General features: G+C 71.9%; 14 protein-coding genes, 1 tRNA gene and 6 pseudogenes. 13 read left to right on the top strand and 8 right to left on the bottom strand.

All coding sequences use genetic code 11. The annotated features are described in order from the left end of the window. Positions 1 to 175: 175 nt before the first annotated feature. On the top strand, positions 176 to 364 hold the full coding sequence (locus G5V59_RS11655) for a ferritin-like fold-containing protein (RefSeq protein ID WP_278256536.1): 189 nt from the start codon (positions 176 to 178) through the stop codon (positions 362 to 364). Then, positions 361 to 969, top strand: coding sequence for a ferritin-like fold-containing protein (locus tag G5V59_RS11650; protein WP_278256535.1), 609 nt, complete (start codon positions 361 to 363; stop codon positions 967 to 969). Before G5V59_RS11655 ends, G5V59_RS11650 begins: the two co-directional genes overlap by 4 nt. A 280-nt stretch (positions 970 to 1,249) precedes the next feature. Here the strand turns inward: G5V59_RS11650 and G5V59_RS11645 are convergent. Next, positions 1,250 to 1,585 (bottom strand): annotated as a pseudogene (locus G5V59_RS11645) (sterol desaturase family protein); the annotation flags it as partial. Positions 1,586 to 1,825: 240 nt separating this feature from the next. On the opposite strand from G5V59_RS11645, the gene G5V59_RS11640 reads away from it, so the two are divergent. Then, on the top strand, positions 1,826 to 2,278 hold the full coding sequence (locus G5V59_RS11640) for a TetR/AcrR family transcriptional regulator (RefSeq protein ID WP_278256534.1): 453 nt from the start codon (positions 1,826 to 1,828) through the stop codon (positions 2,276 to 2,278). A 25-nt stretch (positions 2,279 to 2,303) separates the two neighbouring features. Then, complete coding sequence (locus G5V59_RS11635; protein WP_278256533.1) at positions 2,304 to 2,441, top strand: hypothetical protein; 138 nt, start codon at positions 2,304 to 2,306, stop codon at positions 2,439 to 2,441. Positions 2,442 to 2,454: 13 nt separating this feature from the next. Here G5V59_RS11635 and G5V59_RS11630 read toward each other — a convergent pair whose 3' ends face one another. Continuing rightward, on the bottom strand, positions 2,455 to 2,619 hold the full coding sequence (locus G5V59_RS11630) for a hypothetical protein (RefSeq protein ID WP_278256532.1): 165 nt from the start codon (positions 2,617 to 2,619) through the stop codon (positions 2,455 to 2,457). 330 nt (positions 2,620 to 2,949) lie between these two features. On the opposite strand from G5V59_RS11630, the pseudogene eno reads away from it, so the two are divergent. The 7 genes and pseudogenes from eno to G5V59_RS11595 all read left to right on the top strand — a co-directional run bounded on the left by eno (position 2,950) and on the right by G5V59_RS11595 (position 8,179). After that, positions 2,950 to 4,234, top strand: a pseudogene (gene eno, locus G5V59_RS11625) (phosphopyruvate hydratase). A 15-nt stretch (positions 4,235 to 4,249) separates the two neighbouring features. Then, a complete protein-coding gene (locus G5V59_RS11620) occupies positions 4,250 to 4,957 on the top strand; it encodes a septum formation initiator family protein (protein WP_278256531.1) in 708 nt (235 codons plus the stop codon). Beyond that, positions 4,885 to 5,359: pseudogene (locus tag G5V59_RS11615) on the top strand (DUF501 domain-containing protein); the annotation flags it as partial. The gene G5V59_RS11620 and the pseudogene G5V59_RS11615, both read left to right, overlap by 73 nt. A 7-nt stretch (positions 5,360 to 5,366) precedes the next feature. Beyond that, a pseudogene (locus tag G5V59_RS11610) lies at positions 5,367 to 6,289 on the top strand (exopolyphosphatase). 141 nt (positions 6,290 to 6,430) lie between these two features. Further along, a complete protein-coding gene (locus G5V59_RS11605; protein ID WP_278256529.1) occupies positions 6,431 to 7,714 on the top strand; it encodes an ACT domain-containing protein in 1,284 nt (427 codons plus the stop codon). Continuing rightward, the gene (locus G5V59_RS11600) at positions 7,711 to 8,094 is read left to right on the top strand and encodes a peptide deformylase (protein ID WP_278256528.1); all 384 of its coding nucleotides are present in this window, start codon (positions 7,711 to 7,713) and stop codon (positions 8,092 to 8,094) included. Before G5V59_RS11605 ends, G5V59_RS11600 begins: the two co-directional genes overlap by 4 nt. An 11-nt stretch (positions 8,095 to 8,105) precedes the next feature. Continuing rightward, positions 8,106 to 8,179, top strand: a tRNA-Leu gene (locus tag G5V59_RS11595). A 3-nt stretch (positions 8,180 to 8,182) separates the two neighbouring features. On the opposite strand, the gene G5V59_RS11590 is transcribed toward G5V59_RS11595, so the two are convergent. Continuing rightward, positions 8,183 to 8,494, bottom strand: a complete 312-nt coding sequence (locus G5V59_RS11590; RefSeq protein ID WP_278256527.1) for a hypothetical protein — start codon at positions 8,492 to 8,494, stop codon at positions 8,183 to 8,185. A gap of 54 nt (positions 8,495 to 8,548) precedes the next feature. On the opposite strand from G5V59_RS11590, the gene G5V59_RS36505 reads away from it, so the two are divergent. After that, entirely contained in the window at positions 8,549 to 9,031 is a 483-nt protein-coding gene (locus G5V59_RS36505) for a helix-turn-helix transcriptional regulator (protein WP_341351192.1), read from the top strand. On the opposite strand, the pseudogene G5V59_RS11580 reads toward G5V59_RS36505, so the two are convergent. The 4 genes and pseudogenes from G5V59_RS11580 to G5V59_RS11565 form a co-directional block, all read right to left on the bottom strand. Continuing rightward, positions 8,955 to 9,314 (bottom strand): annotated as a pseudogene (locus tag G5V59_RS11580) (ATP-dependent Clp protease proteolytic subunit); the annotation flags it as partial. The gene G5V59_RS36505 and the pseudogene G5V59_RS11580 overlap by 77 nt on opposite strands. 245 nt (positions 9,315 to 9,559) lie before the next feature. Then, positions 9,560 to 9,772 (bottom strand): ATP-dependent Clp protease proteolytic subunit, encoded by a 213-nt coding sequence (locus G5V59_RS11575; protein WP_278256526.1) that lies wholly within the window; start codon positions 9,770 to 9,772, stop codon positions 9,560 to 9,562. 85 nt (positions 9,773 to 9,857) lie between these two features. After that, positions 9,858 to 10,082: pseudogene (locus tag G5V59_RS11570) on the bottom strand (ATP-dependent Clp protease proteolytic subunit); the annotation flags it as partial. After that, positions 10,064 to 10,279, bottom strand: coding sequence for a hypothetical protein (locus tag G5V59_RS11565; RefSeq protein ID WP_278260292.1), 216 nt, complete (start codon positions 10,277 to 10,279; stop codon positions 10,064 to 10,066). The pseudogene G5V59_RS11570 and the gene G5V59_RS11565, both read right to left, overlap by 19 nt. Between G5V59_RS11565 and G5V59_RS11560 the strand changes: the two genes are divergently transcribed. Then, a complete protein-coding gene (locus tag G5V59_RS11560; RefSeq protein WP_278259803.1) occupies positions 10,270 to 11,940 on the top strand; it encodes a Bax inhibitor-1/YccA family protein in 1,671 nt (556 codons plus the stop codon). The genes G5V59_RS11565 and G5V59_RS11560 overlap by 10 nt on opposite strands. A 606-nt stretch (positions 11,941 to 12,546) precedes the next feature. On the opposite strand, the gene G5V59_RS11555 is transcribed toward G5V59_RS11560, so the two are convergent. Then, a complete protein-coding gene (locus tag G5V59_RS11555) occupies positions 12,547 to 13,536 on the bottom strand; it encodes an SGNH/GDSL hydrolase family protein (protein ID WP_278256525.1) in 990 nt (329 codons plus the stop codon). Positions 13,537 to 13,554 lie beyond the last annotated feature (18 nt).

The following is a 13,554-nucleotide window of genomic DNA, read 5'->3' as shown; positions in this document are numbered from 1 at the left end:
CAGTGTTCTGTTCGCTTTCGTGAGTGTCGTCGGCCGGTCGGCAGGCGCCAGAATCAAAGCGGCCGATTCACACTCAGCCGCGCACATACGTGGGCGGGTGCCCTGCGGGCCGTCGCGCTCCCGGGGGAGGCGGACAGGCTCTCGCTGGGGTCCATGCTACTTGTACGCTGCCGACATGGCTGAATCCGCCGACGCGACCGCCCTCGCCGCCGACTCCGACCCGGCGTACCGCGAGGCGGTCGTCGACCTCCTCGCCGCGATCGCCTACGGCGAGATCTCCGCCTTCGAGCGGCTGGCCGAGGACGCGAAGGCTGGCGCCGAGCCTGGCCGACAAGGTCGACCTCGCCACGATGGCCAGCGGTGAGCCTGACCAAGGTGCACGCGCTCTCGGACCGGATCCGCGCCTTCGGTGCCGACCCGTTCGCCGCGATGGCCCCCTTCCGCGAGCCCCTCGACGAGTTCCACCGCCACACCGCGCCCGCGGACTGGTACGAGGGCCTCGTCAAGGCCTACGTCGGCGACGGGCTCGCCAACGACTTCTACCGCGAGATCGCGGCGTACCTCGACCCGGAGACGCGTGACCTCGTCATCACCTCGATGGAGGAGGGCACCCACGCCGCCTTCGTCGTCGACCGGGTCCGCTCGGCGATCTCGGCCGACCCACGCCTCGGCGGTCGACTGGCCCTGTGGGGCCGCCGGCTGATGGGCGAGGCGCTCACCCAGGCGCAGCGGGTCGCCGCCGACCGCGACGCGCTCACCGCGCTGCTCGCCGGTGGAGTGGACCGGCCGGGTCTCGACCTGGCCGCGCTGGGCCGGATGTTCACCCGGCTCACCGAGCGTCACATGGCACGGATGGGTGAGGCTCGGGCTCGACGCCTGATCCTCGGCCCGCGGTGTCCAGCCGGGCGGCCCGAAGAGGTAGCCCATCCGCTCGCGCCAGGCTCGTGGCGTTGCGGACGTTGCGGGTGATCTGCGCGTAGTCGCCGTACTGCAGGCTTGATGAGGTGGTGGGTCTCCACCGGCTTCGTGAGCCCGTACGTCGGGCGGTGCAGGCTCGGCCTGGAAGGTGCCGAGCATCCGGTCCCAGACGATGAGCATCCCGGCGTAGTTCTTGTCGAGGTACTCCGGGTCCGAGCCGTGGTGCACCCGGTGGTGCGACGGGGTGTTGAAGACCAGGCTCGATCGGGCGGGGCAGGCGGCCGATCGTCTCGGTGTGCACGAAGAACTGGAAGACCAGGTTGACGCCGAAGGCGACGTAGATCGTCCACGGCGAGAAGCCCAGGAAGGGCAGCGGCAGCCAGAAGAAGAACTCGAACCACGGGTTCCACTTCTGCCGCAGCGCGGTGCCGAAGTTCATGTACTCCGAGGAGTGGTGCGCCTGGTGGGCCGCCCAGCCGACGTTCACGCGGTGCACGAAGCGGTGCGAGCCGTAGAAGCCGAGGTCGACCGCGACCAGGACGAGCGGCCAGTACCACCAGGCGTCGGTCGGCAGGTGGAAGGGCGCGAGGTGCACGAAGGCCAGCGTGTAGACGAGGAACGAGCCGACCTTGAAGGCCAGCGTGAAGGCCAGGGAGATCAGACCCATGCTGAGGCTGGTGCGGGTGTCCTTGCCCAGGTAGCCCGTGGGCGGCCGGCCGGTGACCGGGTCGTCGTGGTCGAGCCACCTCAGTGCGGCGAGACTCGACCAGGATCGTGAGGACGAAGAACGGGATGGCGTAGGTCACCGGGTTCTTCATCGGGTCGAGCAGGTCGTGCACGGCGCCTCCTTCGAATTGACTCGCTGGTAAGTTACTACGCAGTCAATTCGGTTGGCTAGGGTTCGCCCATGACCTCGGTACGACGCTCGGGCACCAAGGGCGTCGCGCGCGCCGACCGCGAGGAGCAGATCCTCGACGTGGCGGGACGGGTCTTCGGTGAGCGCGGCTTCGCGGCGACCTCGGTGGCGGACGTGGCGCACGAGGCAGGGATCTCCAAGCCGCTCATCTACAACTACTTCGGGTCCAAGGAGGGGCTCTACGAGCGCTGCCTCGAGCACGCGCTGGACCTGGTCCTCGGCGAGATCGAGCGCTCCGCCGACCTCGGCGCCGTGGGTCTGCAGCGGGCGCTGGTGACCCTCGACGGGATGTTCCGCGTGCTCGACGGCCGTCCGTGGGTCTGGGCCGTCGCCAACGACGCGACCGCGCCGGAGAGCACCGCCGCGCTGCGCGCCACCTACGAGCAGCGCCTCGACGGTCTGGCTCGCGAGGGGGTCGGCGAGTCTGCTGAGCCTCGCCGGTGACGACGACGCGCTCGACGTCGACGCCATGACAGCCGTGTGGAGCAGCGTGTTCGCCTCGCTGGTCACCTGGTGGTGTGCGCACCCGGGAGAGAGCGCGGAGGCGATGAGCCGGCGTTGCGAGCGGCTCTTCGACGCGGTCTTCGGGGTCAGCCTCGACGCCTGATCCCGCGCCGGGCTCAGTGCGGGACGACCGCGGAGACCAGCGCACCGGCCATCAGCACGCCGATCGCCGCCAGGACCACGATCCCGCCGGTGAACCCCGGCAGGCTCGTGTGCGTGCGCAGCGCGATCTCGGTCCGGGTCCAGCGGTGCCAGCCGACGCCGAGCGCCACGGCGGCCACCAGGACCAGGCCGAGGGAGAGCGCCAGCCGTGCGGTCGTGGAGAACTCCAGGGCGGGTGAGCCTGACCGCGACCGCGCCCGCCACGAGGGCGAGCGAGGTCCGCACCCAGGCCAGGAAGGTGCGCTCGTTGGCGAGGGAGTCGCGCGGCTCGGGCTCCTGGCCCACGTCGTACACCCGGTGCGGGCGGCGCTGGGGGCGTGCGCCCGGAGGGATGGTCACAGGGCCAGCATGCCGGAACCGGTGAACGCGCGGTGGGCGCTGCCCGGATCCACCTCACCGGCGCACTAGGCTGACCGGGACGTCCCCCGTACCGGAAGGCGACTCTAGACGTGGCAGCGATCGAAGCCGTCGGCGCCCGCGAGATCCTCGACTCGCGCGGCAACCCCACCGTCGAGGTGGAGGTCCTCCTCGAGGACGGGTCCTTCGCCCGGGCCGCAGTGCCCAGCGGCGCGTCCACCGGCGCGTTCGAGGCGGTGGAGCCTGCGCGACGGCGGCGACCGCTACGCCGGCAAGGGCGTCCAGCAGGCGGTCACTGCTGTGATCCAGGTCCTCGGCCCGGCGATCGAGGGCCTCGACGCCGCCGACCAGCGCCTGATCGACCAGACCCTGCTCGAGGTCGACGGCACGCCCAACAAGGCCAAGGTCGGCGCCAACGCGATCCTCGGCGTCTCGCTCGCGGTCGCCCGCGCGGCGGCCGACTCCGCGGACCTCCCGCTCTACCGCTACGTCGGTGGCCCCAACGCCCACCTGCTGCCGGTGCCGATGATGAACATCCTCAACGGCGGCTCGCACGCGGACTCCAACGTCGACATCCAGGAGTTCATGATCGCGCCGATCGGGGCGCCGACCTTCCGCGAGGCGCTGCGCGTCGGCGCGGAGGTCTACCACGCGCTCAAGTCCGTGCTCAAGGACAAGGGCCTGGCCACCGGGCTGGGCGACGAGGGCGGCTTCGCGCCGAACCTGGAATCCAACCGTGCGGCCCTCGACCTGATCGGCGAGGCGATCGCCAAGGCGGGCTACGAGCTCGGCAAGGACGTCGTGCTCGCGCTCGACGTGGCGGCCAGCGAGTTCTACGACGACGGCAAGCTTACACCTTCGAGGGCGCGAAGAAGTCCGCGGAGGAGATGACGGCCTACTACGCCGAGACTCGTCGCGAGCCTACCCGATCGTCAGCATCGAGGACCCGCTCAACGAGGACGACTGGGACGGCTGGAAGGCCATCACCGACGCTCTCGGTGACAAGACCCAGGCTCGTCGGCGACGACCTCTTCGTCACCAACGTGGAGCGCCTGCAGCGCGGCATCGCCGAGGGCCGGGCCAACGCGCTGCTGGTGAAGGTCAACCAGATCGGCTCGTTGACCGAGACCCTCGACTCCGTCGACCTCGCCCACCGCAACGGCTTCCGCTGCATGATGAGCCACCGCTCGGGCGAGACCGAGGACACCACGATCGCCGACCTCGCGGTGGCGACCAACTGCGGCCAGATCAAGACCGGCGCCCCGGCGCGCTCGGAGCGCGTGGCGAAGTACAACCAGGCTGCTGCGCATCGAGGACGAGACCGGCGACGCGGCACGGTACGCCGGCGCTGCGGCCTTCCCGCGCTACCAGGGCTGATCCCGGAGGATCCTCATGGCTGACGAGCGCCGAACGTCCCGCAAGCCGGGCCGCCCCGCGGCGGGGCGGTCCGGGCCGCGGTACGCCGAGCGCCTCAAGGCCCAGCGCAAGCAGGCGGCCCGCGACCGCCAGGCCGCGCTGGTCCGAGCCCGCGCCGAGCACCAGCGCAAGTCCCGGCTGACCGGTCGGGCCGCTGTCCTGGTGCTCGTCCTGGCGGTGCTCGCGGTGTCGTACGCCTCCTCGCTGCGCGCCTACCTCCAGCAGCGTGAGCAGATCGACGCGCTGCAGGAGACGGTCGCCCAGCGCACGGACAACATCGACGAGCTCCAGCGCAAGGTGGAACGCTGGAACGACCCGGCGTACGTCAGCCAGCAGGCCCGCGAGCGCTTCGGGTACGTCCCGAAGGGGGAGACCCCCTTCGTCACCGTTCGCAACGGCAAGCCGCTGGACGCCTCGGCGAAGCCTGGCGGACCCCTCGACGGTGGCCGACCCCGACCGCCGCGCCTGGTACGTCGACGCGTGGGACTCGGTGAAGGCTCGCCGGCCACCCGCCGACCCGGGTCCCGGCGCCCAAGAACGAGATCCAGGCGCCCCAGCAGGACCTCGCCGAGTGACCGAGCGCGCGAACGACGAGGCGGTCATGGCCGCTCAGGCTCGGCCGGCCCGTCCGCGGGGTGCACGCCATCGGGCACCGTTGCCCGTGCGGCAACCCCGACGTGGTGACCACCGAGCCGCGGCTGCCCAACGGCACGCCCTTCCCGACGACCTACTACCTCACCTGCCCGCGGGCGGCGTCCCGGATCGGGACCCTCGAGGGCACCGGGGTGATGAAGGAGATGCAGGAGCGGCTGGGCACCGACCCGGAGCTCGCGGCGTCGTACCGTGCCGCGCACGAGGCGTACCTGGCCGACCGTGCCGCGGTCGCGGAGGCCGGCGGCTTCGACGTCCCCGAGATCGAGGGCATCTCCGCCGGCGGCATGCCCGACCGGGTCAAGTGCCTGCACGTGCTGGCCGGGCACGCGCTCGCCGCGGGCCCGGGCGTGAACCCGCTCGGCGACGAGGTGCTGGAGTCTGCTCGGCGACTGGTGGGCCAAGGGCCCGTGCGTCACCGTCGCCGAGGAGTGAGCGGCCGGTGAGCGAGGCGCCGATCGCCGCGATCGACTGCGGCACCAACACCATCAAGCCTGCTGGTCGGCAACCCGGCGGTGCATCCCGACGGCGTACGTCGCGAGAGCCGGATGATCCGGCTCGGCCAGGGCGTGGACGCGACCGGGATGCTCGCGCCGGAGGCGCTCGAGCGGGCTTGGGCCGCGCTCGACGAGTTCGCCGTGATCATCGCCGACGCGGGCGTGCGGAGGGTTCGCTTCTGCGCGACCTCCGCGACCCGGGACGCCGCCAATGCGGCGCAGTTCGCCGCCGGTGTCCTCGCTCGGCTCGGGGTCGCGCCGGAGGTGCTCTCGGGCGAGGAGGAGGCGCGGCTCGCGTTCGACGGCGCGGTGCGCGGGGTCGGTGCGGGGCTCACCGGCCCGGTTCTCGTCGTCGACATCGGTGGCGGCTCGACGGAGCCTGATCCTCGGCGACCCGGCGAGCGGCCCGAGCGCCGCGCACTCGATGGACATCGGCTCGGTGCGCCTGCACGAGCGGCACGTGCGCCACGATCCCATCGACGCGGTCGAGATCGCGGCGGTCGTCGCCGACGTCGACGCGGCCCTCGACGCCTGCCCGGTCGATCCCGCGGCGGCGGCCACCGTCATCGGCGTCGCCGGCACGAACACCACCATCGCGGCCGGCACCCTCGGCCTCGAGGTCTACGACCGCGCCGCCATCCACGGCCAGGTGCTGGCGATCCCCGACGTCCAGCGACTCGTCGGCCGGCTGCTCGGCATGAGCGTCGCCGAGCGGCGTGCCCTGGGCTGGATGCACCCCGGCCGCGCCGACGTGATCGACGCCGGCGCGCTGATCGTCTCGCGGGTGCTGGGGCGGGTCGCCGTGCCCGACCTGGTGGTGGCGGAGACCGACATCCTCGACGGGATCGCCTGGTCCCTGCTGCGATGAGCGACCCGGCGGAGGCGATGGCGCAGCCTGGACGCGCGCGTCGTCGCGTGCCGGGCCTGTCCGCGGCTGGTCGCGTGGCGCGAGCTCGCGGGTGCGGAGCCGCGGGCGTCGTACGCCGGGGAGGACTACTGGTCGCGCCCGGTGCCCGGGTTCGGCCCGGCCGACGCCCGGATCTTCGTGCTCGGGTTGGCACCCGCCGCGCACGGCTCCAACCGGACCGGCCGGATGTTCACCGGGGACCGCTCGGGGGACTGGCTGTTCGCCTCCCTGCACCGCACCGGATTCGCGAGCCAGGCGAGCAGCACGCACCGCGGCGACGGGCTGGAGTTCGTGCGACCTGCGGATGGCGGCGCCGGTGCGCTGCGCGCCGCCCGCCAACAAGCCCACGCCCGAGGAACGCGCCACCTGCGCCCCCTGGCTCGACGAGGAGCTCGCGATCCTCGCGCCGACGCTGCGCGTCGTCGTCACCCTCGGTGCCATCGGCTGGCGGCGGCGCTGGTGGCGCTCGGCCGCGCCGGATGGGCCGTCCCGCGGCCCCGGCCACGCTTCGGCCACGGCGCCGAGGTGTCGTTGACGCGGGCCGACGGGCGGGGCGTCGTGCTGCTCGGCTGCTTCCACCCCAGCCCCCACAACACCTTCACCGGGCGGCTGACGGAGCCGATGACCGACGAGGTGTTCGGCCGGGCGCGCGAGCCTGGCTGGGATAGTGGGGCCGTGAGCAACGACCTGTACGCCGTCACCGTCCTCGGCCACGACCGGCCCGGCATCATCGCGGAGACCACCGCGGGCCTGGCCGGGCTAGGCCTCAACATCGAGGACTCGACGATGACCCTGCTGCGCGGGCACTTCGCGATGATGCTGCTGTGCCGCGGCGAGGTCGAGGCGTCCGCCGTCGAGTCGGCGCTCGCCTCCCTCGCGGCCGGGGGAGACCTGGACGTCGCGGTGCGCCCGGTGCGCGACGAGGTGGCACCCGGTGCCGGCGGCACGTCCTGGGTCCTCACCGTCCACGGCGGCGACCGGCCAGGCATCGTCTCCGAGGTCGTCGCCCAGGTGGCGACCGCCGGCGGCAACATCACCGACCTGACGACCCGCCTGGCCGGTGGGCTGTACCTGCTCGTCGCCGAGATCGCGCTGCCCGACGGGGCCGACGCCGAGGCGGTCGGCGCCGCGATCCGGTCCGCCGCCGAGCGGGTCGGCGTCACCGCCACCCTGCGCGCCGCCGAGACCGACGAGTTCGTGAGCCCCGAGCAGGGCAGCGTCCGGGTCGCGGCCTGGACCGAGGCGGAGCCTGGGTGTCGAGGGGCGGGTCCGCGACGTCGTACGTGCGCCGGAGGGGGTGCTCTCCGCCCGCGGCGCCGACGTCGAGCCGACCGACCCCGAGGTCGTGCAGGCTCGCCGCCGACCTCGTCGCCACCATGCGGGTGAGCCCGGGGTGCGTGGGCCTGGCGGCGAACCAGGTCGGCGTCGGCGTACGGGTCTTCTGCGTGGACGTCACCCAGCACCCCAAGGCCCGTACGACGCACGGCACCTTCGTGCTCTGTAACGCCGTCGTGGAGGAGTCGAGCCGCAACGAGAAGGCCCGCGAGGGCTGCATGAGCGTGCCCGACCTCACCGGCGACGTGAAGCGCGCCTCGCGGTTGACGGTGCGCGGATGGCTGCCCGGCACCGGCGAGGAGGTCGTGCTCGCCACCGACGCCTTCGAGGCGCGCGCCCTGCAGCACGAGATCGACCACACCGACGGCTTCCTGTTCCTCGACCGGGTGGCGGGGGCGCACGCCATCTATCCTCGCCAGACCTACCTGTAGCCCGGCTGCAGGCCCCCGTATCCCAACCGGCAGAGGAAGCCGCCTTAAAAGCGGCGCAGTCTGGGTTCGAGTCCCAGCGGGGGCACTCCTAGAGGATGTTGCGCAGCGCCGCGCCGACCTCGTCGCTCGTGGTGGCCGCGGCCAGACCGGCGCCGACCGCGACGTTCTTGCGGGCGTTCTCCTCGGCTGCCTCCTTGCCGGCGCTCCCGGCCTGGACGCCGAAGTAGGCAGCGACGATCGTGGCGATCGGGGAGACGACGGCGCCGAGGACGAGCCCGATGTCGGAGGCCTCGTCGAACTTCCACAGCGCGACCGCGAAGACGACGACGATCGCGATCACCCCGGCGATCACCGCCGTGATGCCGTACTTCCAGCGGTCCGCTGAGTCGGGAGCGGTCATGGCAGGCCTCCTTCGCCGTCCTCTTGATTTGACTGCGTGTGATAAGTCGAGTCAATAGTCTCTTCGGATGGTTGCGCTTCTGCCGAGAGCAGAACTCCGCGCCGACCCGTCCGACGTGCCGCCGAGGCGCCCTACGATGAGGCATGGCCGAGGACCAGGACGAGACCGAGCCGCTGTGGCGGGACCTGCTGGGGCGCCAGCCTGCGCCGGGCCCGGCGCGAGCGCGGTGCGACGCTGACCGAGATCTCGCGGCGCGCGGGGATCTCGCCGCAGTACCTCTCCGAGATCGAGCGCGGCGTCAAGGAGCCCAGCAGCGAGATGATCGCGGCGGTGGCGGGCGCGCTCGGGCTGACCCTGCTGGACCTCACCTCCGCCGTCACCGGGGACCTGTACGTCGCCGCGCCCACCCGTGAGTCTGCGCCCGGTCTCGACCGCGCTGGCCCTGGTCGCCTAGCCGGAGTCAGGCCCGTCCGGGGAGGACCCGCTCCTCGAGCACCCGGTCGATCAGCCCGTAGGCCTGCGCGGCCTCGGCGGTGAACACCCGGTCGTGATCGGTGTCCGCCCGCAGGCGCGCGACGTCCTGGCCGGTGTGGCGGGACAGGATCCGCTCGATGTCCGCGCGCACCCGGACCACCTCGTCGGCCTGCAGGATCAGGTCGGGGATCGGCCCACGCCCCGACGCGGCGGGCTGGTGCAGGACCACGCGGGCGTGGGGGAGCGCGGACCGCTTGCCGGGCGCCCCGGCGGCGAGCAGCACCGCACCGACGGCCACGGCCCGGCCGATGCAGGTGGTCGCGACCTGCGGGCGGATGTACTGCAGGGTGTCGTGGACGGCGAGCATCGCGCTGGGGTCGCCGCCCTCGCAGTTGATGTAGAGTCTGGATGTCGCGCTCGGGGTTGTCGGCCTCGAGGAAGAGCAGGCTGGGCGACGAGCGCGTTGGCGACCCCCGCGTCGACGGCTGTGCCGAGGTAGACGATCCGCTCGGTGAGCAGGTGGGAGTAGACGTCCATGATCCGCTCGCCGCGCGGGTGCTGGGCGATGACGTTGGGGATCGTGTAGGCTGCTCATCGGGCTGCTCCCGTCGTGAACGCGCCCAGCCCGGCGGTACGGCGCACGGGCGGCGCCACCTCGTCGTACGACGCCACGATCGCGTCGAGGAAGCCGTAGTCGAGTGCCTCCTGCGCGGTGTACCACCGGTCGCGCAGCGAGTCCTCGAAGACCCGCTCGACCGGCTGGCCGGTGTCGGAGGCGATCAGGCCGAGCACGGTGTCGCGCATGTGGCGCAGGTCCTCGGCCTGCAGGCTCCACGTCGGCCGCGGTGCCGCCGATGCCGGCCGAGCCCTGGTGCATGAGGATCCGCGCGTGGGGCAGCGCGCGGCGGCGGCCGGGCTCGCCGGAGGACAGCAGGAACTGCCCGGCGCTGCAGGCGATCCCGAGTGCGAGCGTGGAGACCGGGCAGGGCACCAGCCGCATCACGTCGCGGATCGCCAGCATCGCGGGCACCGAGCCGCCGGGGGAGTGGATCCACAGTGCGATCTCCGCCGAGGCGTCCTCGCCGGCCAGGCTCATCAGGTGGGTGGCGAGCACCGTGCCGTTGTCGTCGTCGAGCACTCCGTCGAGGACCAGGACGCGCTGCTGGTAGAGACTCGCGCCGTCGCCGGTCGTCGAAGAGCCGGGGCTTGTTGTCGTCGGTCATGACGCCACCTTGCGGCGGTGGTGCGCCACGGTCCAGGGTGCGCTGCCGAGAGCGGAGAAGCGCTGCTGGGAGCAGCAGTTGACTTCATGTCCACCTGAAGCGGCACAGTGGTCCCCATGCATCGTCACCACCGCGACCACGCGCACGACAGACTCCCTCGACACGCTCCGGGAGGCGCTCACCGCCGGCTTCTGGGACGAGCGCTACGCCGGCAGCGACCGGGTCTGGAGCGGACGCCCCAACCAGCGCCTGACCGAGCAGGTCGCCGACCTGGCGCCGGGGACGGCTCTCGACGTGGCGTGCGGTGAGGGCGGTGACGCGATCTGGCTGGCGAAGCAGGGGTGGAAGGTCACCGCGGTGGACGTCTCGCAGGTCGCGCTCGCGCGGGTCGCGGACCATGCCGAGGACGAGGGTGTCTCGGAACGGCTCAGGCTCGGCTTCTACGACGCCCTCGAGGACCCGCGCCCGGCCGGGCGGCACACCTTCGACCTGGTCACCGTGAGACTTCCTGCACGTCCCCGTCGAGGACTTCGACGCGATCTACCGGGGCATCGCGGCGGCCGTCGCACCCGGCGGCCGGCTGCTCGTCACCGCCCACCACCCGCACGACGTCGCCAGCGGCGCGCGCCACGACCACGGACCCGGCCTGCTCTTCGAGCCGGACCGGGTGCTGGCGGCGCTCGGCGCCGAGGAGCCCGGCTCCGACTGGGAGGTCGAGGTCGCCGACACCCCCGAGCGCGTGCAGCAGACGGCCGACGGCCCGCTGGAGGTGCGCGACACGGTGGTGCGGCTGCGGCGTCGTACGACCTGAGGGGGCAGAGGGGCCTGCGGGAACCTTCGGCGCACGCCGGGCGTTCCACCGGCATGAGGCCCCTAGACTGGGGGCCTGATCGTCGCAACCCCCGCGGAGGAGACATGCAGAGCAACAACCCGGTGTTCCGGCGCTCGGAGGAGTTCAACCGGAGCGGTGCTGGGGCGTACCAGCAGTTCGGACAGCCGCAGTACAGCGGCCAGCCGGGCTACCCCGCTCCGCAGGCTCCCGTCCAGCAGGGCCGGATGACCATCGACTCGGTCGTTCAGTCCACCGCCATCACCCTCGGCATCACCATCATCGCTGCCGCGGCGACGTGGTTCCTCACCCCCGACGTCGACAGCACTGAGGCAGTCAGCACCCTCTCGGCGTTCCTGATCATCGGCTCGGGTGCCGCCTTCATCCTGTCGCTGGTCAACTCGTTCAAGCGGGTCATCAGCCCTGCGTTGGTGATGGTCTTCGCCCCGGCCGAAGGTGTCGCACTGGGCGCGCTGAGCAAGTTCTACGACGCCGCCTTCGGTGCGAACGCCGACATGGGCGGCATCGTCGTCCAGGCCGTCGTCGGCACCTTCGCCGCCTTCGGCGGCACGCTCGCGGCGTACAAGTTCTTCGACATCAAGGTCGGCCAGAAGTTCCGCACCTTCGTCATCGCCGCGATGTTCGGCATGGTCGCCCTCAGCCTCATGGAGGTCGTGCTCGGCCTCTTCGGCAACCAGATGGGCCTCTTCGGCTTCGGCCCGCTCGGCCTGGTCTTCGCCATCGGCGGCCTGGTGCTCGGTGTGTTCATGCTGATCCTCGACTTCGACTTCGTCGAGCAGGGCATCGCCAACGGCCTGCCGGAGCGCGAGTCGTGGCGGGCCTCCTTCGGCCTGCTCGTCAGCCTGGTCTGGATCTACACCAACCTGCTGCGCATTCTCGCGATCCTGCAACAGGATTGATTCAGTCCGGCTACAAGCCTGGTTGGCTGGCGATCTGGCCAGGACTATGACGTTCAGGCACTCTCGGGAGGTTTCTTAGTATGCGGCGATCCGCAGTCTTGTTTGGTTGGACCGCGACCACGGTGGTGGTCCTGTTGTTGGCAATGACTGCACGTGCTGAGGCAGTCGCAACGCTGGAGTACAACCTTGCCAACGGCGACAATGGCATCGGGAGTCTGCTACCGGGTGAGTGGATGTAGTGCCGAGGCCAAGAGTAGTCACGGGGCAGTTAGTTTTTATCCGCGTGGCGACACTTTCAAGATCCAAGATCGGGACAACGACGGCAGGCGAGTCGGCGCGTATTGGGAACTGACCGATGGATCGCGCCGGGGTCTGTGTGTGAGGGCCGGCGGAACGGTGTGGACCCCAACGGGACATCGCGGCGCGTATGGGTACTGCAACAAGAACTTTCCTGAGGGCAAGCGGGTACGGTTCAAGATCGGCACCTGCGACGCAGATGTGTCACCTTGCAATAAGCCAAGCCAGTACGGCCAGTGGTCAGCCTATGCGTCGATAAGCACCTCGCCCTGACGGTCGTAGGTCCCCGATCAGGCCGCAGGATGCGCGCTACTCACTGTCGCCAATTTCCCGCATCTCGTGCTCGTCGGGCGCCTCGCCGGGGACGTGCTGGCGGCTGCGGCGGTGGCGCAGGCTCCACCCACAGGCCTCGTACGCCGGCCCGGCGGCCGCCGATCTCGGTGCCGTCGAGTTCCGGTGCCCGGCTCGTTGACGGCCTGGACCGCGGCGCGGGTGATGGGCAGGACGCCCTCGCCGCGGAAGGCCTCCAGGGCGACTTCGTCGGCGGGGACCTGCTCGAGCGCGGCGAGCACCGAGGGGACCAGGACGCCGGCCAGCCTTGCGGTAGCCGACGACCGAGGGGTGGAACTGGTCGGGGCCGAAGAGCAGGGCGGGGGCGGCGGCGAACTCCGGGCCGAGCACGTCGCCGAGGGAGACGGTCCGGCCGCCCTCCTCGATGACGGCGATGGTCTGGGCCGCGGCGAGCCGGCGCGACCAGGCGCGGGCGACCTGGCGCAGGGGAGGGGCGATCGGCTGGACGGTGCCGAGGTCGGGGCAGGTGCCGACGACGACCTTGGCGCCGGAGGCCATCAGGCGTCGTACGCCGTCGGAGAGGTAACGCACCGACTGCGAGGGCCGCATCGTGTGGGTGACGTCGTTGCCGCCGATCAGGATGACGACGACCTCGGGCTCGATGGGCAGTGCCCGGTCCACCTGGGCGGCGAGGTCGGAGGACTTCGCGCCGACGACGCAGAACTCGCGCAGGTAGACCCGCCGGTTCGCGTGCTCGGCGAGCGCGGAGGCGATGAGGGCGCCGGGGGTCTCCTCGACCCGGTCGACGCCGTAGCCGGCGGCGCTGGAGTCGCCGAGCAGTGCGATCCGCAGGGCCGGGCCGGGGCGCCCGCGGCCGTACCAGCCGGTCGCGTCCGGCGGCGGCTCCTCGCGGGCGGGGCCGATCGTCTTGCGCGCCAGCCGGGCCTCGGCGGTCAGCACGCCGTAGAGGCCGGCGCCGAGCGCGGACAGACCGCCGCCGCCGTACAAGGCCGCGGCGGCCAGCCT

This window comes from Nocardioides convexus (assembly GCF_011090295.1).
The sequence above is the reverse complement of the archived record's forward strand: the minus strand, read 5'-3'. Positions and strand labels throughout refer to the sequence as shown.

Excerpts from the sequence above, each read along its gene's own strand:
- G5V59_RS11655 (WP_278256536.1), top strand. The coding sequence starts at position 176 with ATGGCTGAATCCGCCGACGCGACCGCCCTCGCCGCCGACTCCGACCCG.
- G5V59_RS11640 (WP_278256534.1), top strand. The coding sequence starts at position 1,826 with ATGACCTCGGTACGACGCTCGGGCACCAAGGGCGTCGCGCGCGCCGAC.
- G5V59_RS11635 (WP_278256533.1), top strand. The coding sequence starts at position 2,304 with ATGACAGCCGTGTGGAGCAGCGTGTTCGCCTCGCTGGTCACCTGGTGG.
- G5V59_RS11620 (WP_278256531.1), top strand. The coding sequence starts at position 4,250 with ATGGCTGACGAGCGCCGAACGTCCCGCAAGCCGGGCCGCCCCGCGGCG.
- G5V59_RS11590 (WP_278256527.1), bottom strand. The coding sequence starts at position 8,494 with ATGACCGCTCCCGACTCAGCGGACCGCTGGAAGTACGGCATCACGGCG.
- G5V59_RS11575 (WP_278256526.1), bottom strand. The coding sequence starts at position 9,772 with ATGCGCGACACCGTGCTCGGCCTGATCGCCTCCGACACCGGCCAGCCG.
- G5V59_RS11565 (WP_278260292.1), bottom strand. The coding sequence starts at position 10,279 with ATGAAGTCAACTGCTGCTCCCAGCAGCGCTTCTCCGCTCTCGGCAGCG.